At 54.2% G+C, this 21,274-nt stretch carries 17 protein-coding genes; 12 read left to right on the forward strand and 5 right to left on the reverse strand.

Going from position 1 to position 21,274, the window contains the following annotated elements:
* Positions 1-428: 428 nt before the first annotated feature.
* The 3 genes from FHW74_RS18635 (at position 429) to rutR (ending at position 2,328) form a co-directional block, all read left to right on the forward strand.
* Positions 429-611 carry a general stress protein gene (locus FHW74_RS18635; RefSeq protein ID WP_183171853.1) on the forward strand — a complete coding sequence of 61 codons (183 nt, stop codon included), beginning with the start codon at positions 429-431 and terminating at the stop codon, positions 609-611.
* 156 nt (positions 612-767) lie between these two features.
* The gene (locus FHW74_RS18640) at positions 768-1,685 is read left to right on the forward strand and encodes a DMT family transporter (RefSeq protein WP_183171854.1); all 918 of its coding nucleotides are present in this window, start codon (positions 768-770) and stop codon (positions 1,683-1,685) included.
* Between the two features lie 7 nt (positions 1,686-1,692).
* On the forward strand, positions 1,693-2,328 hold the full coding sequence (rutR, locus tag FHW74_RS18645) for an HTH-type transcriptional regulator RutR (RefSeq protein WP_183171855.1): 636 nt from the start codon (positions 1,693-1,695) through the stop codon (positions 2,326-2,328).
* Here the strand turns inward: rutR and FHW74_RS18650 are convergent.
* Both FHW74_RS18650 and putA read right to left on the reverse strand, forming a co-directional pair.
* The gene (locus tag FHW74_RS18650; protein ID WP_183171856.1) at positions 2,325-2,726 is read right to left on the reverse strand and encodes a lysozyme inhibitor LprI family protein; all 402 of its coding nucleotides are present in this window, start codon (positions 2,724-2,726) and stop codon (positions 2,325-2,327) included. The genes rutR and FHW74_RS18650 overlap by 4 nt on opposite strands.
* 53 nt (positions 2,727-2,779) lie before the next feature.
* Positions 2,780-6,742, reverse strand: coding sequence for a trifunctional transcriptional regulator/proline dehydrogenase/L-glutamate gamma-semialdehyde dehydrogenase (putA, locus tag FHW74_RS18655; protein ID WP_183171965.1), 3,963 nt, complete (start codon positions 6,740-6,742; stop codon positions 2,780-2,782).
* 425 nt (positions 6,743-7,167) lie between these two features.
* Here putA and putP point away from each other — a divergent pair, with 425 nt between their 5' ends.
* Positions 7,168-8,676 (forward strand): sodium/proline symporter PutP, encoded by a 1,509-nt coding sequence (gene putP, locus FHW74_RS18660; RefSeq protein WP_183171857.1) that lies wholly within the window; start codon positions 7,168-7,170, stop codon positions 8,674-8,676.
* A 573-nt stretch (positions 8,677-9,249) separates the two neighbouring features.
* Complete coding sequence (gene phoH, locus FHW74_RS18665; protein ID WP_183171858.1) at positions 9,250-10,038, forward strand: phosphate starvation-inducible protein PhoH; 789 nt, start codon at positions 9,250-9,252, stop codon at positions 10,036-10,038.
* A 54-nt stretch (positions 10,039-10,092) separates the two neighbouring features.
* Here phoH and FHW74_RS18670 read toward each other — a convergent pair whose 3' ends face one another.
* Both FHW74_RS18670 and FHW74_RS18675 read right to left on the reverse strand, forming a co-directional pair.
* On the reverse strand, positions 10,093-11,436 hold the full coding sequence (locus FHW74_RS18670) for an anaerobic C4-dicarboxylate transporter (protein WP_183171859.1): 1,344 nt from the start codon (positions 11,434-11,436) through the stop codon (positions 10,093-10,095).
* Positions 11,437-11,815: 379 nt separating this feature from the next.
* Positions 11,816-12,316 carry a non-heme ferritin-like protein gene (locus FHW74_RS18675; RefSeq protein ID WP_183171860.1) on the reverse strand — a complete coding sequence of 167 codons (501 nt, stop codon included), beginning with the start codon at positions 12,314-12,316 and terminating at the stop codon, positions 11,816-11,818.
* A 691-nt stretch (positions 12,317-13,007) separates the two neighbouring features.
* Here FHW74_RS18675 and araF point away from each other — a divergent pair.
* From araF to otsA, 5 genes are all read left to right on the forward strand, one after another.
* Positions 13,008-13,997, forward strand: coding sequence for an arabinose ABC transporter substrate-binding protein AraF (gene araF, locus FHW74_RS18680; protein WP_183171861.1), 990 nt, complete (start codon positions 13,008-13,010; stop codon positions 13,995-13,997).
* Positions 13,998-14,054: 57 nt separating this feature from the next.
* The gene (araG, locus tag FHW74_RS18685) at positions 14,055-15,569 is read left to right on the forward strand and encodes an L-arabinose ABC transporter ATP-binding protein AraG (RefSeq protein WP_183171862.1); all 1,515 of its coding nucleotides are present in this window, start codon (positions 14,055-14,057) and stop codon (positions 15,567-15,569) included.
* A 13-nt stretch (positions 15,570-15,582) separates the two neighbouring features.
* A complete protein-coding gene (gene araH, locus FHW74_RS18690; protein ID WP_183171863.1) occupies positions 15,583-16,563 on the forward strand; it encodes an arabinose ABC transporter permease AraH in 981 nt (326 codons plus the stop codon).
* A gap of 239 nt (positions 16,564-16,802) precedes the next feature.
* Entirely contained in the window at positions 16,803-17,606 is an 804-nt protein-coding gene (gene otsB / locus FHW74_RS18695) for a trehalose-phosphatase (protein WP_183171864.1), read from the forward strand.
* A complete protein-coding gene (gene otsA / locus FHW74_RS18700) occupies positions 17,581-19,005 on the forward strand; it encodes an alpha,alpha-trehalose-phosphate synthase (protein WP_183171865.1) in 1,425 nt (474 codons plus the stop codon). The genes otsB and otsA overlap by 26 nt, the downstream gene beginning before the upstream one ends.
* A 53-nt stretch (positions 19,006-19,058) precedes the next feature.
* On the opposite strand, the gene uspC is transcribed toward otsA, so the two are convergent.
* Positions 19,059-19,478 carry a universal stress protein UspC gene (uspC, locus tag FHW74_RS18705; RefSeq protein WP_183171866.1) on the reverse strand — a complete coding sequence of 140 codons (420 nt, stop codon included), beginning with the start codon at positions 19,476-19,478 and terminating at the stop codon, positions 19,059-19,061.
* An 801-nt stretch (positions 19,479-20,279) separates the two neighbouring features.
* Between uspC and flhD the strand changes: the two genes are divergently transcribed.
* On the forward strand, positions 20,280-20,630 hold the full coding sequence (flhD, locus tag FHW74_RS18710; protein WP_203123168.1) for a flagellar transcriptional regulator FlhD: 351 nt from the start codon (positions 20,280-20,282) through the stop codon (positions 20,628-20,630).
* Positions 20,627-21,211 (forward strand): flagellar transcriptional regulator FlhC, encoded by a 585-nt coding sequence (gene flhC, locus FHW74_RS18715; protein WP_183171966.1) that lies wholly within the window; start codon positions 20,627-20,629, stop codon positions 21,209-21,211. Before flhD ends, flhC begins: the two co-directional genes overlap by 4 nt.
* Positions 21,212-21,274: the final 63 nt, after the last annotated feature.

The following is a 21,274-nucleotide window of genomic DNA, read 5'->3' on the forward strand; positions in this document are numbered from 1 at the left end:
ATCAATAATTAGTCTTTAAATAGTGATTGGGTTTCAAGTGAAGTATTGTAGTGCTTTGAAGGCAGCCTAAAGCCATTGTTAAATGCAGGGTTTATCGTTGCCGGAAAATATGGGTGTCTTTCTGGCGCTGTTTTGTCTATTACTTAGCCACTTAGCAAAACCCAGCGCTTTGACGCATCAGTACACACTTAATGCGTCATGATTTTTGGTACTGATTAGAGTTATTTATTGGTGCGTTAGGTGAATAATCACCTGAATGATGGATTACATGTTGCTAAATGTTACGTAAGAATGATCTGCGCCCGCTTGTGGTCTAGGCTTTAACTCACGCGGCAAACGAAATGTCTCTCTTGTCACCCGCGGGTAATAAGGCTGTTATTTCATTAAAACTGAATGAAGACTAATGTTTCGCTTACCGGAGGTAAGAAATGGCAAACCATCGTGGTGGTTCTGGCAATTTTGCAGAAGATAGAGAAAGAGCATCAGAAGCTGGCCGTAAAGGCGGCCAGGCAAGCGGCGGGAATTTTAAAAATGACCCGCAACGTGCCTCAGAAGCGGGGAAAAAAGGAGGTAAAAACAGTCATGGCGGGAATCGCGGCAATAATGAGTAGCCCGACTACCTTGCGTACTGTGGATTAACCTGGCTCCGCTTCAACCGGGTTAATCATCAATCACCGCCGGCGTTGACCGGCGGTTTCGTTTTTAGGCGTTGCGCCCGCTTCTAATCCATCGCAAACTTGATAGCTATCACATTTTTTGGTGCTTTCATGTCCTCGCTACGTCAACGCTATCAATTTTCCGTTAAACCGCAGGAAGCCCTGCTGATCCTGATCACCATGTTCTGGGGCGGCACCTTTCTGGCCGTGCAGTACGCGGTGACGCTCAGCGATCCGTTCTTTTTTGTCGGGCTGCGGTTTGCGACCGCCGCGTTAGCGGTTGGGCTGCTTTCGATAAAATCCCTGCGTGGGCTGACGCGCCTTGAACTGAAAGCGGGGGTGTCGATCGGTATTGCCATCGCCCTCGGCTACAGCCTGCAAACCTGGGGGCTGCAAACCATTCCCAGCAGTAAATCCGCGTTTATTACTGCTATGTATGTGCCGCTGGTGCCGCTGCTCCAGTGGCTGTGCCTGGGCAGAATGCCGGGGCTGAGGTCGTGGATTGGCGTGGCGTTGGCGTTCATCGGCCTGGTATTTCTTGCCGGGCCTGATGGCAATTTGCTGCAAATGGGCCAGGGAGAAATTATTACCCTGATTGGCGCGGTGGCGATTGCGGCGGAGATCATTTTGATTAGCGCCTGGGCAGGTAAAGTGGACATCAAGCGTGTCACGGTGGTGCAGCTCGCCACGGCCTCGCTGGTCTCTTTTATGATGATGGCCCCGGCAGGGGAGAGCGTTCCGCCGTTTTCCACCGGGTTGTTGGTGGTGGCGCTGGGATTAGGCATTTTCAGTGCCATAATTCAGGTCACCATGAACTGGGCCCAGCGCAGCGTGTCGCCGACCCGCGCCACGGTAATTTATACCGGCGAGCCGGTATGGGCCGGGATTTTTGGGCGGATGGCCGGGGAGCGTCTTCCCGCCATCGCGCTGCTGGGCGGCGCGTGCATCGTGCTTGGCGTGCTGGTCAGTGAGCTGAAGTTAAAAAAGAAACCGGCCAGCGATCAGGCTATGGAACAGACGGAAGGATAATCAACGCATGACACAGGGAAAGAAACCCGCCGGCAAACGTTCGCAGGCAGTGGCGGCGAAGCGGGATGCCATTTTACAGGCGGGCCTCAGCCAGTTCTCAAAATATGGCGTACACGGCGCAACGCTGGAGCAAATCGCCGAATGCGCAGGGGTGTCGAAAACCAATCTGCTCTACTATTTTCCCTCCAAAGACGCGCTCTATATCGCGGTGCTGAAACAGATTCTGGCGATCTGGCTGGCGCCGCTACGGGGGTTTCGTAGCGATCTGGAACCGCTGACCGCCATCGGCGAGTACATCCGGTTAAAAATGGACGTATCGCGGGATTACCCTGAAGCCTCCCGGCTGTTTTGCATGGAGATGTTGCAGGGCGCGCCATTACTGATGGGGGAATTGTCGGGGGACGTTAAACCGCTGGTGGAAGAGAAATCGGCGATTATTGCCGAGTGGGTGGCGCAGGGAAAACTGGCGCAGATCGACCCTAATCACCTGATTTTTATGATTTGGGCCAGCACCCAACACTATGCGGATTTTGCCGTTCAGGTTGAAGCGGTAACCGGCGCCACGTTACAGGATGACGCCTTTTTTCAGCAGACGGTGGAGAATGTCCAGCACATGATTATCGAGGGCATCCGCCCCCGTTAGTTGCTGGCCGCAGCCGGTAACGGGCAGCTTAAATCGCCTTCGCCGCACTGCAACATCGATTCAAGATAAGCGCTGCGCTCGCGGGTTTTGTCCGTCAGGCACTGGCTGTAAATCATCGGCTGGATGCTGCCGCCCTCGACGCCGGAGGCGATAAAGTCGCAGTCGGCGTCGCGCAGTTTGATCCACGCGTTTTGCGCGTTTTTCAGCAAACTGTGCTGCTCTTTACTGGCCAGCGCGAATACCTTTTTATAAGCCGCATTCAGTTCACCATCCGCTTTTTGGTATTCGGCTGCCGCGCACTCGTTGAGCTCCAGCTGTGTTTCGGCTTTCTCGCAATCCTGGGCCAGCGCCGCCGATGACATCAGCAATGCGATACCCATTATTCCTGTTCTTGTCATTATCGATCCCCAAAAAAAAAGCTCCTGTACGGAGCTTTTAGGGTAGCGAAGCGTTAGCCGATTGTCATCAGGCTGGCGTTACCGCCTGCCGCAGCGGTGTTAACGCTGAGCGAGCGCTCAATCCACAACCGCTCCAGCAGCAGCCTGGTTTCGCCACGGGCAAAGCCCTGCACTGAAACAATCGCCCCGTCGCGCGCCGCCACGTTTTCACACAAGGTACGCAACTGATCGGAATCGCCGTGATAGATAACCGCGTCGAAATGCTGGCTCATCAGCGAATCCGCGCCTGCGAAGTCGATCCGCTGGGCAACGGCGGACGGCAATTTACCGGCCAGTTCGCGATGCAGTTTATCTTCCGGCCACAGCGCACGGCTGGCGCTGCTGGTGACGGCGGCAAGCTGCACCAGCGCGTCCTCTTCGTTATCCGCCAGGCACAGTACCCGTTCGCGCGGCAGCAGGGTATAGGTATTGCGTTCGCCGGTCGGCCCTGGCAGTACGCGCTGCACGCCGGTTTGCGCCTGCGCGCCAAAGGCTTCGCACACCGCTTTCAGCGCCGGACGGTTGGCTGCCCACTGGGTCAGCGCCTCGTGCGGTTGCAGCAGCGCGGTGCGCAGTTGGCTGTCCACCGGTAGACCGTTATGACGGTTAAAAGTGGCGACCACGGCGTTCTCCGGGCGGCTCGCCAGCAGACGGTACAGATACAGCGGGCCACCTGCTTTCGGACCGGTGCCGGATAATCCTTCACCGCCGAACGGCTGTACGCCGACCACGGCACCCACCATATTGCGGTTAACATACATATTGCCGACGCTGGCGCTGCCGGTGACCTGGGCAATGGTTTCATCAATGCGGGTATGCACGCCCAGCGTCAGGCCGTAACCCGCCGCGTTAATCTGTTCAATCAGCGCGTCGAGGTTGCTGCGGTTGTAGCGCACCACGTGCAGAACCGGGCCGAACACCTCTTTTTTCAGCTCATCGAAACGCTCAAGCTCAATCAGGGTCGGCTTAACGAAGGTGCCGCTTTGCCATTCGCGGGCATCGTCCTGGTGCTCGCGCACCGCCTGGAATACCGGGCGGCCTTTAGCACGCATTGCCTGAATATGGTTCTCGATGTTTTCTTTGGCTTCGGCATCAATCACCGGGCCGATATCGGTGGTCAGGCGCTCCGGGTTGCCCATCCGGCATTCCGCCATCGCGCCGCGCAGCATGGTCAGGGTGTGATCGGCAATGTCATCCTGCAGGCATAGTACGCGTAGGGCCGAGCAGCGCTGACCGGCGCTGTCAAACGCCGAGGAAACCACGTCCATGACGACCTGTTCAGTCAGGGCGGAAGAGTCGACGATCATGGCGTTCAAGCCGCCGGTTTCAGCAATTAGCGGCGTCGGACGCCCCTGCGGATCGAGGCGGGTTGCGATATTGCGCTGCAACAGGGTCGCCACTTCGGTGGAGCCGGTAAACATCACGCCGCGCACCCGCTCATCGCCGGTCAATTGCGCGCCGACGGTCTCGCCACGCCCTGGCAGTAACTGCACCACGCCAGCCGGTACGCCGGCATCGAGCAGAATGCGCACGCCCATGGCGGCAATCAGCGGGGTTTGCTCAGCGGGTTTCGCCAGCACGCTGTTACCTGCCGCCAGCGCGGCGGCCACCTGTCCGGTGAAAATGGCCAGCGGGAAGTTCCACGGGCTGATACACACCACCGGGCCGAGCGGGCGATGAGTTTCATTATCGAAATCGTCGCGCACCTGGCCTGCGTAATAGCGCAGGAAGTCCACCGCTTCGCGCACTTCGGCGATGGCGTTGCTGAAAGTTTTACCCGCTTCGCGTACCAGCACGCCGATAAGCGTCTGCATCTGGTCTTCCATCAATACGGCGGCGCGCTCGAGGATGGCGGCACGCTCCTGCGGCGGGGTGGCGAACCAGATCGGCGCATGATTGACTGCGCTTTGCAACGCCTGGCTGACTTCTTGCTCCGTGGCGTCGCGGGTATAGCCGACGATATCCAGCGGCTCCGCCGGATTCACAACCGGGGTCATATCGCCGTCTGCCACATCCTCCTCAAGGATCGGACGCGCCAGCCATTTCTGCGCGGCGCTGTTGAGCAGGGCCGAAGAGAGCGACGCCAGACGGTGTTCGTTTGCCAGATCCAGACCGGCAGAGTTGGCGCGGCCATTGCCGTACAGATCCACCGGGCGCGGAATTTTGGGATGCGGCAGGCCGGGAATGCCTTCCTGGGCCGCCAGCTTTTCAACCGCGGCGACAGGGCAGGCCACCAGTTCATCCAGTGGCAGGGTGGTATCGGCGATGCGGTTAACGAATGAGGTATTCGCGCCGTTTTCCAGCAGGCGGCGCACCAGATACGCCAGCAGCGTTTCGTGGGTGCCTACCGGGGCGTAAATCCGGCACGGACGGTTTAGCTTGCCGTCAGCAACTTTGCCGACAACCTGTTCGTAGAGCGGTTCGCCCATGCCGTGCAGGCACTGGAATTCGTACTGGCCCGGATAGTAGTTCTGCCCGGCCAGATGGTAGATCGCCGACAGCGTGTGGGCATTGTGGGTAGCGAACTGCGGGTAAATCAGGTTCGGCACCGCCAGCAACTTCTTGGCGCAGGCCAGATAAGAGACATCGGTATACACCTTGCGGGTATACACCGGGTAGCCTTCCAGCCCTTCCACTTGCGCGCGTTTGATCTCGCTATCCCAGTACGCGCCTTTCACCAGGCGGATCATCAGACGGCGGCGGCTACGAGTCGCCAGGTCAATCAGATAGTCGATCACGAACGGGCAGCGCTTCATATAAGCCTGAATCACGAAGCCAATGCCGTTCCAGCCTGCCAGCTCCGGTTCAAAACACAGTTTTTCCAGCAGATCGAGGGAGATCTCCAGGCGATCGGCTTCTTCGGCGTCGATGTTGATGCCGATATCATACTGGCGCGCCAGCAGGGTCAGGGATTTCAGGCGCGGGTAGAGTTCTTCCATCACCCGGTCATACTGAGCGCGGCTGTAGCGCGGGTGCAGCGCCGACAGTTTGATAGAGATGCCCGGGCCTTCATAAATGCCGCGACCGTTGGAGGCTTTGCCGATGGCGTGGATCGCCTGCTGATAGGAAACCATATAGGCTTGCGCATCGGCAGCAGTGAGCGCGGCTTCGCCGAGCATGTCGTAGGAGTAGCGGAAACCTTTTTCTTCCAGCTTGCGGGCATTGGCCAGCGCTTCGGCGATGGTTTCCCCGGTAACAAATTGTTCGCCCATCAGACGCATCGCCATATCCACGCCTTTGCGGATCAGCGGTTCGCCGCTCTTGCCGATAATGCGGTTCAGAGAGCGCGACAGACTGGCTTCGTTATGGGTGGAAACCAGGCGGCCAGTAAACAGCAGCCCCCAGGTGGCGGCGTTAACAAACAGCGACGGGCTGCGGCCAATATGGGATTGCCAGTTACCGTTGCTGATTTTGTCGCGGATCAGCGCGTCGCGGGTGGCTTTATCAGGAATACGTAGCAGGGCTTCCGCGAGGCACATCAGCGCCACGCCTTCCTGGGAGGAGAGGGAAAATTCCTGTAGCAGGCTTTGCACCATGCCCGCGCGACCGGTGGCGGTCTTCTGGTTACGTAGTTTATCCGCCAGCTTCCAGGCCAACTGATGAGTCTGGCTGGACATCTCGGGCGTTAAGCGCGCCTGTTCCAGCAGCATTGGCACCGCGTCGGTTTCCGGACGACGCCAGGCAGCGGTAATTGCCGCGCGGTTTACCGACTGCGGCAGGATCTGCTCGGCAAATTCCAGGAACGGCTGATGATTCTCTTCGCCCGCCGCGCCGGAGGCTTCTTCGCTCTCATTGGCCGCGCCTGCCAGCAGGGCAGGCAGCTCAGGCAGGGCATCGTTATTTTCCAGTCGCTCGAGGTAATTAAAGATGGCCTGCTTGATCAGCCAGTGGGGCGTACGGTCAATTTTCGATGCGGCAGATTTAATGCGCTCCCGCGTCGCGTCATCCAGTTTAACGCCCATGGTGGTGGTGCCCATGTAGTTAACTCCCGTGTTGAATTTTTGCTGTTTTGTCATCAAGTACCGGCAATATCCAACATGTTGCAACTTTGTGCAACCATGTTAAATGTGACCTGAGTAGCAAGCCAAAAAATGAATGAATTGTTAAATAAGAAAACGTGATGATCGAAAACACGTTTGACGCGGTAGCTTAAGAAATACGGGCAACTTAACACTTTTACCGGGTGCAACCGGCCAAAAGCGTGAGCAAGTGCAACCTCTGAAAAAGACGCGCAGTTTCTGGGGTGAATTTGTTGTGAATGAGGTGTTAAATCGATTGTGAATGAAAACCGCTTACGGCAGGATACTGCTCCCTAAAGAGTGACTATAACCAAGCTGCTGCGTTCCGGCGGCGAATAAACGTACGGGTAACACCGTCCGGGATCCCATTTGGAGAGATTTGCATGACAACAAGCACACCTATGGTGGTGACTTTCCTGGTTTATATCTTTGGCATGATATTGATAGGGTTTATCGCCTGGCGTTCGACCAAAAACTTTGATGACTATATTCTCGGCGGACGCCGTCTCGGCAGCGTGGTTACCGCGTTGTCCGCCGGGGCGTCGGATATGTCCGGCTGGCTGTTGATGGGCCTGCCGGGTGCGATTTTTATCGCCGGGATCTCGGAAAGCTGGATTGCCATCGGCCTGACCGTGGGGGCCTGGATTAACTGGAAACTGGTGGCCGGGCGGCTGCGCGTCCACACCGAGTACAACAATAACGCCTTAACGTTACCGGATTATTTCACCGGGCGTTTTGAAGATAACAGCCGTGTACTGCGCATTATCTCTGCGGTGGTGATCCTGGTGTTCTTTACCATCTATTGCGCATCGGGCATCGTGGCAGGCGCGCGCCTGTTCGAAAGCACCTTTGGCATGAGCTACGAAACGGCGCTGTGGGCCGGCGCGGCCGCGACCATTCTGTATACCTTTATCGGCGGTTTCCTGGCGGTCAGCTGGACCGATACCGTGCAGGCCAGCCTGATGATTTTCGCGCTGATCCTGACGCCGGTTATCGTGATTTTCGCGGTGGGCGGCCTGGGCGATTCGATGGAAGTGATCAAACAGAAGAGTATCGAAAATGTCGATATGCTTAAGGGCCTCAACCTGGTGGCGATTATTTCGCTGATGGGCTGGGGGCTGGGCTACTTCGGTCAGCCGCACATTCTGGCGCGCTTTATGGCGGCGGATTCCCACCACACTATCGTTAACGCGCGTCGTATCAGCATGACATGGATGATCCTGTGCCTGGCGGGCGCGGTGGCGGTGGGCTTCTTCGGTATCGCCTACTTCACCAATAACCCGACGCTGGCCACCTCGGTTAACCAGAACAGCGAGCGCGTGTTTATCGAGCTGGCGCAGATCCTGTTTAACCCGTGGATTGCCGGTATCCTGCTGTCCGCAATCCTGGCGGCGGTGATGTCCACCCTGAGCTGCCAGCTGCTGGTGTGCTCCAGTGCCATCACTGAAGACCTGTATAAAGCGTTTTTCCGCAAGCACGCCAGCCAGCGTGAACTGGTATGGGTAGGGCGTTTGATGGTGCTGGTGGTGGCGCTGGTGGCGATTGCGCTGGCGGCGAACCCGGAAAACCGTGTACTTGGCCTGGTCAGCTACGCCTGGGCGGGCTTCGGCGCGGCGTTTGGTCCGGTGGTGCTGCTCTCGGTCATGTGGTCGCGGATGACCCGTAACGGCGCGCTGGTGGGTATGATTATCGGTGCGGTGACGGTCATCGTCTGGAAACAGTTCGCCTGGTTTAACCTGTATGAAATCATTCCGGGCTTTATCTTCGCCACGCTCGGTATCGTAGTCGTGAGCCTGATGGGCAAAGCGCCGTCAAAATCCATGATTGAACGTTTTGAAAAGGCGGATGATGTTTATCATTCTCCGGCTCCGTCAAAACTTCAGGCGCAGTAATCAATTTAACACCATACTGAAACAGTCAGCCGGGATTTCCCGGCTGACTTTTATGGATGAAACGGGGTGAACCGAGGAGAGTGGCGCTAAATTTCTCATTTGCTCACGATTAATCTATAAATTTTTTGTATGACTATCCGTTTGAAATAAATCTGTAAAATTTCTCTGTCATAACGGTCACATCAGCAGCATTAACGATTCGTTGTAAATAAGTAAATTTTTTGTTGTGGTTATGCTAATTTTTAGTGTAGAGATAGGTTATGCGGTAGTTCCCGGTTGTGAACCTGGATTCACTATGGAGATCGCGGATGACAGCGTCCTGTAATGGACAAACTTTTTTTCAACGTTTCACACTCTCACCGGGTGAGCCCTCTCCCGGTAACGCATTCTTCACCTTCAACGTTCCCGATTTCGCGTTATTTACCGATGTTATTGATACGGCGGTTTCCCGACGTATCACTCTAACCGGCAGTCTATGGCTTAAAAGGAAGCCAAACCTCATATGTTCGTGCGCATCAACGCGTGCCGTCAGGCATTGCGTAATATGTAAACCAACTATTCAAGGTGCCATCCATGGGAAGACAAAAAGCAGTGATCAAAGCTCGTCGCGAAGCAAAACGTGTGCTGAGACGCGACTCACGGAGTCATAAACAACGTGAAGAAGAATCGGTCACCTCGCTTGTGCAGATGAGTGGTGTTGAAGCTATTGGCATGGCGCGCGACAGCCGCGATGCTTCGCCGATAGTGGCGCGTACTGACGCCCAGGAAAGTTATCTCAACGCCATTGAGAACAAAAAACTGATATTCGCCACCGGCGAAGCCGGATGCGGCAAAACGTTTATCAGTGCGGCGAAAGCCGCGGAGGCCCTGATACATAAGGATGTCGACAGGATTATCGTGACCCGCCCGGTATTACAGGCCGACGAAGACCTCGGCTTTTTGCCCGGCGACATCTCCGAGAAGTTTGCCCCGTATTTCCGCCCCGTCTACGACGTGCTGGTGAAACGGCTGGGGGCATCTTTTATGCAGTACTGCCTGCGTCCGGAGATTGGTAAGGTCGAGATCGCGCCCTTTGCCTATATGCGCGGCCGGACCTTTGAGAATGCTGTGGTGATTCTGGACGAGGCTCAGAATGTCACGGCGGCCCAAATGAAAATGTTTTTAACCCGCCTCGGGGAAAACGTCACGGTTATCGTTAATGGCGATATTACCCAGTGTGATTTGCCATCCGGTGTTCGCTCGGGATTGAGCGATGCGCTCGAACGTTTTGAAGATGATGAAATGATTAGCGTGGTGCGCTTCGGCAAAGATGACTGCGTGCGTTCGGCCCTGTGCCAGCGGACGCTGCGCGCTTACGGTTAACGTTTCTCCTTTACCAACAAACCCGCGCATGCGCGGGTTTGTTGTTTTTAGCGATCAGAACAGGGCGGAGACCAGCAGGTAGCTGGCGACGCAGGCGCAGCTCACGCCGATCAGGCCAGGAATAATAAAGCTGTGGTTAAGGATGTATTTGCCGATGCGGGTGGTGCCGGAACGGTCAAAGCCGATACAGGCCAGGTCGCTCGGGTAGGTCGGCAGAATAAAGTAGCCATAGGAGGCCGGGAAAAAGGCAATCAGCATTTTCGGCTCGACGCCCAGCATTAAGCCCATCGGAGCGACCGCCGTTAACGCCGCCGCCTGGCTGTTTACCAGTTTAGAAACCAGGAACAGCACCAGCGCATAGGTCCACGGGTGGCTTTTCACGACGCCTTCCAGCGCCATTTTCAGTTCATCGAGATGCGCCTGGAAAAAGGTGTCGCTCATCCATGCCACGCCGAATACCGAGAAAATCGCCACCATCCCGGCTTTAAATACCGCGCCGTTAGAAATCGACGCCGGATTCACTTTACAGACGATCAGCATGACCGCGCCGGCGATCAGCATCATCATCTGGATCACCAGGTTCATTGAGAGCGGTTTCATCACGCCTTTCACTTCAAACGCCGGGCGCAGATCCTGCATTGCCCCAAGCAGCACCACTACGAGGATCCCGGCGAAGAAAATCCAGGTAGACCACCAGGCCTGTTTCGGGAACACCTGGTTCATCAGGGTTTCGGTAGAGCCGAAGATAAATTCGCGCTGTTTCGGATCTTTAATTTTTTCCTGGAACTCCGGGTCATTTTCGAGATCCTTGCCGCGACGCAGGCTCCACAACGCGGCAATCAGCACGCCAAACAGCGAGGCGGGAACCGACACCGCTAAAATCTCCAGAATGCCGAACGCCTGGCCAACGCCGTGGTTCGCCGCGATGATCGACACCAGCGACACCACCGCAACCGAAACCGGAGAGGCGGTGATGGCCATCTGCGAGGCAACAGAGGCTACCGCCATCGGGCGTTCCGGGCGGATGCCTTTTTTCAGCGCGATATCGGCGATAATCGGGAACATGGTGTAAACCACATGTCCGGTGCCGCACAGGAACGTCAGCGTCCAGGTGGTGAAGGGGGCCAGCAGAGTGATGTGCTGCGGATGACGGCGCAGCAGCTTTTCCGCAAACTGCATCATCACGTTCAGCCCGCCCGCCGTTTGCAGCGTGGCGGCGCAACCGATGACCGCGAGGATCGTCAGCATGACATCAACCGGCGGTTTGCCGGGTTCGAGGCCAAAGATGAAGGTTAACAGAAATAAGCCAATGCCGCTGATCAGGCCGAGCCCCATACCGCCGAAGCGCGTGCCGACCAGCAGGCAGAGAATAATGACGATAAACTCAATGGTGATCATAACTATCCTTGAATGTGTAAACGAGTGAATCGCTTAAGCATTACAAATTGTAAGTATAATCATTGAGAGGTAGATCTTATTTGCAGAAAGAAGCGTTAAATCGGGCTATTAATTACTTTTCATTAACATGAAAAGGCTAAATTAATAACCTGAGCGGCGCTAAAAGTTTCCATTGAAATATTGGAGAGTTTGGCTTAACGCCACCATTTATATTGCGTCAACGAGCGATAATATCCTTGGAATATATATTTATTTTAATCGGTGAATAATCGCGATACGAGATAGGGAATATCGGATTATCGTTGGCATAAACTTCCGTTTATGATCTAAACCGGGATTTGCAGAGGAGGCGCGTGACCTCCTCTGGGCCTGAGATTGATCAATGATAGAGATCGATAACGCCAACCAGGTGCTTGTCGGTTTGTTCCATGCTGGTGCCTGCCTTCCTGGCGCTCCGCACTTCATCAAGGATCACCTGTAGCAGCGTACCGTCCACCAGTTCCTCATCTTTGAACGTCTTGAGAAAGTGAATGGCCGCTTTATCGTTGGCCGCGCGGGCTTCCTCCGTCAGCGTCGCCAGTGCCTTGATCCGCAACTGGTAATCTTTCACGGTATGCTCAAACACATCTTCCAGAGTTGAGAAATCGCTGTGTCTGGCATGTTGTTCCTCAAGCACCGGCGTCGCGCCGCTCTGCTTGATATATTCAAACATGCGCATCATTTGGGTCACAGTATTTTGCGCCTGATGACGCAAAAACAGCGCGGTGCCGTTGAGACTGTGCTCGCTACACCATTCGCTAAGCTGGAGATACAAATTGGAGGTGTAAAACTCATGATTCATCTGAGCATTAAGTTTTTGTACCATTCCGCTAGTGATCATAGGATTTCCTTATTTCTTAATGTAACTAAAAGCAGTATCCCGACGAAGTGTCTGCGGAAAACAGACTGTTTTACACGTGGTGAATGTCGGTAAATACAGCATCTCAATTTTCTTTTTTTGCGGGATTTGACTCAGTTTTATTTAACATACCCTCACTATCTCATTATTTCATGTCGCTATTCTGTGATGTTGTTTCGATATTAGCATCGTCATTGCAAGAGAATTTCGCGTAGTAAATCAGTAATTGTCTGATAATACGGACCGCGCGAAGTATGCAACAGGTAAATGAGTCATTCAAAAATATAAATTTATGAAATGTTTGTTTTCATTCTTGGCCCATTTTTAATCAGCCATGCAAGAGGCGAGCGTCTGGTGATCGGCTGACCATGATGCGGCTAAAAAACAGGCAAGGATTGGCGAGCTACGAATATGGATTATTTGGTTGCCATAAGTTTATTTGTCATACATATGCGCCAAATTTTATGTTCTTAATCGCTGAATGTATGCACTGTTTTACTGTAATTCTGCGATGTGATTTTGCTCTCCTATGGATAATCAATTTCCCGCTAAAACTATCACCAGCAATAGCACGTGGATCCCCAAAAAAGCTAATGCGTTGTTTTAAAGCCTTTTAGTAAAGATTTTAATGATTCATTACCCTGCAAAAAGAAAACTAAAGCTGGAGTTGCTCATGCACAAATTTACTAAAGCTCTGGCAGCCATCGGTCTGGCTGCCGTTATGTCACAATCCGCTATCGCAGAAACCATGAAGCTGGGTTTTCTGGTGAAACAACCGGAGGAGCCGTGGTTCCAGACCGAGTGGAAATTCGCGGATAAAGCGGGCAAGGACTTAGGGTTTGAAGTGATCAAAATCGCGGTGCCAGACGGCGAGAAAACCCTTAACGCCATCGACAGCCTGGCGGCCAGCGGCGCGAAAGGTTTCGTCATCTGTACGCCAGACCCGAAACTGGGCTCGGCGATTGTCGCCAAAGCCCGCGGTTACGATATGAAAGTTATCGCTGTGGATGACCAGTTCGTTAACGCCAAAGGCAAGCCGATGGATACCGTTCCGCTGGTGATGATGGCGGCGACCAAAATCGGCGAGCGTCAGGGCCAGGAGCTGTATAAAGAGATGCAGAAACGCGGCTGGGATGTGAAAGAGACCGCCGTGATGGCCATTACCGCCGACGAACTTGATACCGCGCGCCGCCGTACTACCGGCTCCATGGAAGCGCTGAAAGCCGCTGGTTTCCCGGAAAAACAAATCTACAAAGTCCCCACCAAATCTAACGATATCCCGGGCGCCTTCGACGCCGCTAACTCCATGTTGGTACAGCATCCGGAAGTGAAACACTGGCTGGTGGTCGGTATGAACGACAATACCGTACTGGGTGGTGTGCGTGCTACCGAAGGCCAGGGCTTTAAAGCGCCGGACGTGATTGGGATCGGCATCAACGGCGTTGACGCCGTGAGCGAACTGTCCAAAGCGCAGGCGACGGGCTTCTACGGCTCGCTGCTGCCAAGCCCGGACGTACACGGCTATAAGTCCAGCGAAATGCTTTACAACTGGGTGACCAAAGGCGCTGAGCCGGCGAAATTCACCGAGGTGACCGATGTGGTGCTGATTACCCGTGACAACTTCAAAGAAGAGCTCGCCAAAAAAGGCTTAGGCGGTAAGTAATGTCGTTGGGCGAGCGCCGCAGGTGCGCTCGCCTGTTTGGTGGTTTGTGGAGGCGTTATGCAGCAATCAACACCCTGGCTCTCTTTCCGCGGTATCGGGAAAACTTTCCCGGGCGTGAAAGCGCTCTCAGATATCAGTTTTGACTGCCATGCCGGGCAGGTTCATGCGCTGATGGGCGAAAACGGCGCGGGTAAATCAACCCTGTTAAAAATTCTCAGCGGCAACTATACCCCGACCACGGGCACCATCGCCCTGAAAGGGCAGGAGGTGGCGTTTGCCGATACCACCCAGGCGCTGAACGCGGGGGTGGCGATCATCTACCAGGAACTGCATCTGGTGCCGGAAATGACCGTGGCCGAGAACATCTATCTGGGCCAGATCCCCCACAAAATGGGCTTTGTGAACCGGTCATTGCTCAACTATGAGGCCAAACTGCAGCTTGAACATTTAGGGCTGGATATCGATCCGCAAACGCCGCTCAAGTACCTGTCCATCGGGCAGTGGCAGATGGTGGAAATCGCTAAAGCGCTGGCGCGCAACGCCAAAGTTATCGCGTTTGACGAACCCACCAGTTCGCTGTCAGCGCGGGAAATCGACAACTTATTCCGGGTGATCCGCGAACTGCGCAACGAAGGGCGCGTGATCCTCTATGTTTCCCACCGTATGGAAGAGATCTTCGCGCTCAGCGACGCCATCACGGTGTTTAAAGATGGCCGCTACGTCTGCACCTTCGACGATATGCAACAGGTTAACCACGACAAACTGGTGCAGGCGATGGTTGGACGCGAAATCGGCGATATCTACGGCTGGAAACCGCGTGAGTACGGGCCGGAACGGCTGCGCCTGGAAAATGTGAAAGCGCCGGGCGTGCGCACGCCGATCTCCCTGTCGGTACGCAGCGGCGAGATTGTTGGCCTGTTCGGCCTGGTCGGGGCAGGGCGCAGCGAACTGATGAAAGGCATGTTTGGCGGCACCCGCATAACCGACGGGCAGATTTATATCGATGGCCAGCCGGTGGCAATCCGGGAACCGGGCGACGCCATCCGCTCCGGCATGATGCTGTGCCCGGAAGACCGCAAAGCGGACGGCATTATTCCGGTGCACTCGGTGCAGGACAATATCAACATCAGCGCCCGCCGCAAGCATATCAGCGCCGGATGCCTGATCAATAACGGCTGGGAGGCGCAAAACGCCCAGCATCATATTAAGTCTCTCAATATTAAAACGCCGAGCGCCGGGCAGTTGATCATGAACCTGTCCGGGGGCAATCAGCAGAAGGCGATTCTGGGGCGCTGGCTGTCGGAAGAGATGAAAGTCATTTTGCTGGATGAGCCGACGCGCGGTATCGACGTGGGGGCAAAGCACGAAATTTATAACGTTATCTATGCGCTGGCGGCGCAGGGCGTGGCGGTGCTGTTCGCCTCCAGCGACCTGCCAGAAGTGCTCGGGGTGGCTGACCGCATCATCGTGATGCGTGAAGGGGAAGTCGCCGGGGAGTTACTGCATAACGAGGCTTGCGAACAAGACGCGCTGAGCCTTGCGATGCCAAAAATCAGCCAGGCTGTCGCCTGATACAGGAGAATTTATGTCTGCTTTAACCACATCCGGTGCGCCAAAGTCATCGCTGACCCTCGGTCGTATCTGGGACCAGTACGGTATGCTGGTCGTGTTTGCCGTGTTGTTTATCGCCTGTGCGATTTTTGTGCCTAACTTTGCCACCTTTATCAATATGAAGGGGCTGGGGCTGGCTATCTCCATGTCCGGGATGGTGGCCTGCGGGATGCTGTTCTGCCTGGCATCCGGGGACTTTGACCTGTCAGTGGCCTCGGTTATCGCCTGCGCCGGGGTGACCACCGCCGTGGTGATTAACATGACCGAAAGCCTGTGGATCGGGGTGTTTGCCGGTCTGGCGCTCGGTATGGTCAGCGGTTTCGTGAACGGCTTTGTGATCGCCAAACTGAAAATCAACGCCCTGATCACGACCCTCGCGACCATGCAGATTGTGCGCGGCCTGGCGTACATTATTTCTGACGGTAAAGCGGTGGGTATTGAAGACGAAAGCTTCTTCACCCTGGGCTATGCCAACTGGCTGGGCCTGCCGGCGCCGATTTGGTTAACCGTGGCCTGCCTGATTATTTTCGGTTTCCTGCTCAATAAAACCACCTTTGGCCGCAACACCCTGGCGATTGGCGGTAACGAAGAGGCGGCGCGTCTGGCCGGTGTGCCGGTGGTGCGCACCAAAATCATTATTTTTGTGCTGTCGGGCCTGGTGTCCGCCGCGGCTGGGATCATCCTTGCCTCGCGTATGACCAGCGGCCAGCCGATGACCTCTATCGGTTATGAGCTGATCGTTATCTCGGCTTGCGTATTGGGCGGGGTTTCGCTGAAAGGCGGCATCGGTAAAATCTCTTATGTGGTGGCGGGTATCCTGATTCTGGGGACGGTAGAAAACGCCATGAACCTGCTGAATATCTCCCCGTTCGCCCAGTATGTCGTACGTGGTTTGATCCTGCTGGCGGCGGTGATCTTTGACCGTTACAAACAAAAAGCGAAACGCACGGTATAACGTTTTTTGACTGACTAACGCGCCGATCTTTCTTAAAAATCATTCGTAATAATTATTGATTGCCGACCCGACCGGGTCGGCTTTTTTGTGGCGTTTTTCAGACTAATCCAGCGCTGGCAAGCCTTCCCGGGGCGTTTGTAACATGGCGAGCCTCGTCACACTGTCTATACTTACATGGCTATTGATAATGGCAGGTAACTGTTTGGTTGCCTTTTGACTGTGTAAGGAGGAAACCACTGGTGGCTACTGAACTCTCTCTACCACCCCTGAATAACGGAAACCTGGCTTTTTTCTTTGACCTTGATGGTACGCTGGCAGAAATCCAACCTCATCCCGATCTGGTTCACATCCCGACCGACGTGCGTGCCCTCCTGGAAAAGCTATCCGGTCTTCATAATGGGGCGCTGGCGTTGATTTCGGGACGTTCTATGGCCGAGCTGGATAAGCTGGCCGCACCGCATCGTTTCCCCGTTGCCGGGGTGCACGGCGCTGAGCGTCGCGACATCAACGGAAATACCCATATCGTCACGCTGCCTGCGGATCTGGTGCGCGCGTTACAGTTGCGCCTTGAAACAGAACTGGCGGCGATGCCCGGCACCGAGCTGGAGTGCAAGGGAATGGCCTTTGCGCTGCACTATCGCCAGGCGCCGGAATTTGAAACGCGCATTCTTAGCCTGGCCTCGACGCTGGCGAGCCTGTATGAGGAACTTTCGCTGCAGCCGGGTAAATGCGTGGTCGAGATCAAACCGCGCGGCATCAATAAGGGCGAGGCGATTACGGCGTTTATGCAACAGGAACCGTTCGCTGGCCGTATGCCCGTATTTCTCGGTGATGACTTAACAGACGAGGCGGGTTTTGCCGCGGTAAATGCCATGAACGGCATTTCTGTCAAAGTGGGGAAGGGAGAAACCGCAGCGAAGTATCGTCTGATGAATGTACAGGCCGTCCACGTATGGCTTGAAAAGTTGGTAACACAACAAGAAAAAGAACAAAAATTGAATGACAGGAGTGTAGGTTATGAGTCGCTTAGTCGTAGTATCTAATCGTATCGCGCCGCCCGATGATAAAAAAGCAAGCGCAGGGGGCCTGGCGGTTGGCGTGCTTGGCGCCTTAAAAGCGGCGGGAGGATTGTGGTTTGGCTGGAGCGGAGAGATTGGCAATGAAGATCAGCCGCTGAAAACCGTTAGCCGGGGCAATATTACCTGGGCCTCATTTAATCTCAGCGAGCAGGATTACGAGCAGTACTACAACCAGTTTTCCAATGCCGTATTATGGCCTGCCTTCCACTATCGCCTCGATCTGGTTAACTTCCAGCGCGATGCCTGGGAAGGTTATCTGCGGGTGAACCAGCTGCTGGCGGAAAAATTGAAACCGCTGCTGGAAGAAGACGATATCCTGTGGATCCACGATTACCATCTTCTGCCTTTCGCCAGCGCGTTGCGCTCGCTGGGCATCAATAACCGTATCGGCTTCTTCTTGCATATCCCGTTCCCGACGCCGGAAATCTTTAACGCCTTGCCTCCCCATGCCGATCTGCTGGAGAAGCTGTGTGATTACGATCTGTTGGGCTTCCAGACCTCTAACGATGAAAATGCGTTTTTAGAAAGTGTCGCCCAGCAAACCACGCTGACCACGCGGGATAAACACACCCATCGCGCGTTTGGCAAACAGTTCACCACCTCGGTTTACCCCATCGGTATCGAACCGGATGAGATCGCCATGCAGGCCGCAGGACCGCTGCCGCCGAAACTGGCGCAGCTGAAAAAAGAGTTGGGAACCATTAAGAATATCTTCTCAGTTGAGCGTCTGGATTATTCCAAAGGGTTACCGGAACGCTTCCAGGCGTTTGAGGCCCTGCTGGAAAATTATCCTCAGCATCACGGGAAAATTCGTTACACCCAGATTGCGCCGACATCGCGCGGCGACGTACAGGCCTATCAGGATATCCGCCATCAGCTGGAAACCGAAGCCGGACGTATCAACGGCAAATATGGTCAATTGGGCTGGACGCCGCTCTATTACCTGAATCAGCACTTCGACCGTAAGTTGCTGATGAAAGTGTTCCGCCACGCGGATGTCGGCCTGGTCACGCCGCTGCGCGACGGGATGAATCTGGTGGCGAAAGAGTACGTGGCGGCGCAGGATCCGGCCAACCCGGGGGTGCTGGTGTTGTCGAAATTCGCCGGTGCGGCGAATGAATTAACCTCCGCCCTGCTGGTGAACCCGTACGATCGTGATGAGGTGGCCAATGCGCTGAACCGCGCGCTGACCATGCCGCTGGCGGAGCGCATCTCGCGTCACAGTGAAATGATGACCGTGGTGCAGGAAAATGACATTCAGCACTGGCAGGAGCGCTTCCTGGCAGCCCTAAAGCAGATTGCGCCGCGTAGCGCGCAGAGCCAGCTGCAACAAAAAATCGCGACGTTTCAGAAACTCGCCTGATCGTTGGCGTTTAATCCTGTCTCACCATGCGGCCCCTTAGCGGGCCGCAGTCGTTATAGCGACACCAGCAACACATCCACCGAGCAGGACTGCACAACCCGCTTCGCGCTACAGGTCACTTTACTGAAAAAACTTTGGTTATGGTTGCCGCACACCACCAGGTCGATGGGGGTTTTGGCGCAGATATTGAGGATATGTTCGCTCAATTCGCCCGTAGCGATCACCGTGTCATAAATCGGATAGCCAGCTTGATCTTTGAGGGATTGTAAAAACAGATGGGTCTCTTCGAGCATCAGTTCGCGCAAGTTTTCCATCATTGGCGCGGCCAGCTGGTTATACAGCTCAGGGTCAGACGCAAGGGTGATAAGGGTAATTGATCCGTCAACCGGCCTGGCGATGGAGACGGCTTTTGCCACCAGCTGATGGCTTTCCGGGGTCGGGGCAACCGCGACCAGAAGATGCTTGTAGCTCATGTAACGCTCCTTACTCACATGAGAATTGACGCTGTTTGCTCAGCGATACGCGCTTTTTAACGTTTGCGCAAGGGAAAGAGATGAACACGCGGACCCACGTAACACAAAAAAGTTTAATTATTCTTATATAAGGAATATGCAACGTTTGTGAAACATTTGTACAGCAGCCGTGTCCCCACGCCTCGACCAGAGGCAGGTTTTACGCTTCGCTTCAATAAAATATTTACAAAAATAATGGTTGCCGCACGTTTTAAATTCATATCACTGATTAATATGAATTTATTATGTTTAATAAAATGTCGCGCATACGTAAAAATGTGTATAAAAATTGTTAATCAAAACGCATCAAAAATGACCGGAAACTTTTCGCGCTGTTCATCTCTCTCTCCCTTCCCCTGAATGATTATTCGTAAAGTCAATCCGCCAGTATTCCTGTTTTTGGTTAAAAAACGCGCTTTTCTGTAGCTTTTCTGAATGGTTTATTATGATTTTTAATTCATAAATGTGACACACATCACATATTATCCAAATTCTCATCACGCTCCGATTGTATGTAAAATTTCTGACGAGTACAGTTTGCTCGCTTTAGGAAAAATCTTAGTTTTTTGTAAGGGAAATAAGAATTGTCTTCAAATAAGTAACTTTTTGTGACGACCGATCCGAGCGGAGCGGCCTTTACAATAACCACTTGTTTTATTGCAACATTAAACCCTTATTTTTATTTTTCCAGATTTTATCTGGCGACATCACGGGGTGCGGGCTCACCGCATAGTACGCAGTTGGTTATTCTGGATGGGAAAAATGCACACATCCGAGTTACTGAAACACATTTACGACATCAACCTGTCGTATCTACTTTTGGCTCAACGTTTAATTAGCCAGGACAAAGCATCCGCTATGTTCCGTCTGGGCGTGACGGAAGAGATGGCAAACACCCTCGGTGAGCTTACTCTGCCGCAGATGGTAAAATTGGCCGAGACCAATCAGCTTATCTGTCAGTTTCGCTTTGACGATCACCAAACCATTACCCGTTTGACCCAGGAGTCGCGCGTTGACGACCTGCAACAGGTTCATACCGGGATCCTGCTTTCTACCCGCCTGCTTAACGATGCGACCACGGCTGACGACGTCAGCAAAAAGAAAAGGGCCTGATCATGGTCGAAAAGAGCATTGTTCAGGAAGCGCGCGACATTCAGCTGGCAATGGAACTGATCTCGCTGGGTGCGCGTCTTCAGATGTTGGAAAGCGAAACCCAGCTCAGCCGTGGGCGATTAATCAAGCTGTATAAAGAATTACGGGGCAGCCCGCCGCCAAAAGGCATGCTGCCGTTTTCCACCGACTGGTTTATGACCTGGGAGCAGAATATTCACGCTTCCATGTTCTGTAACGCATGGCAATACCTGCTACGCACCGGGCTCTGTTCCGGTGTGGATGCGGTGATTAAAGCGTACCGTCTTTACCTGGAACAGTGCCCGTCGCAGGATGACGGCCCGCTGCTGGCGCTGACCCGCGCGTGGACGTTAGTGCGATTTGTTGAAAGCGGAATGCTGGAGTTGTCGACCTGCAACTGCTGCGGCGGCAATTTTATTACCCATGCGCATCAACCGGTTGGCAGTTTCGCCTGTAGCTTGTGCCAGCCGCCTTCCCGCGCAGTAAAAAGGCGTAAACTTTCCCGAGATACTGCCGATATTATTCCACAACTGCTGGATGAACAGGTCGTACAGGCTGTTTAAGCGCCAGGTGTGGTGAATCACTCCAGCAGCGATAAGTCTCTTATCGCTGCTTTTTTTATTCCC

The sequence above is a fragment of the Atlantibacter sp. RC6 genome (assembly GCF_014193285.1).
Lineage (GTDB): Bacteria > Pseudomonadota > Gammaproteobacteria > Enterobacterales > Enterobacteriaceae > Atlantibacter.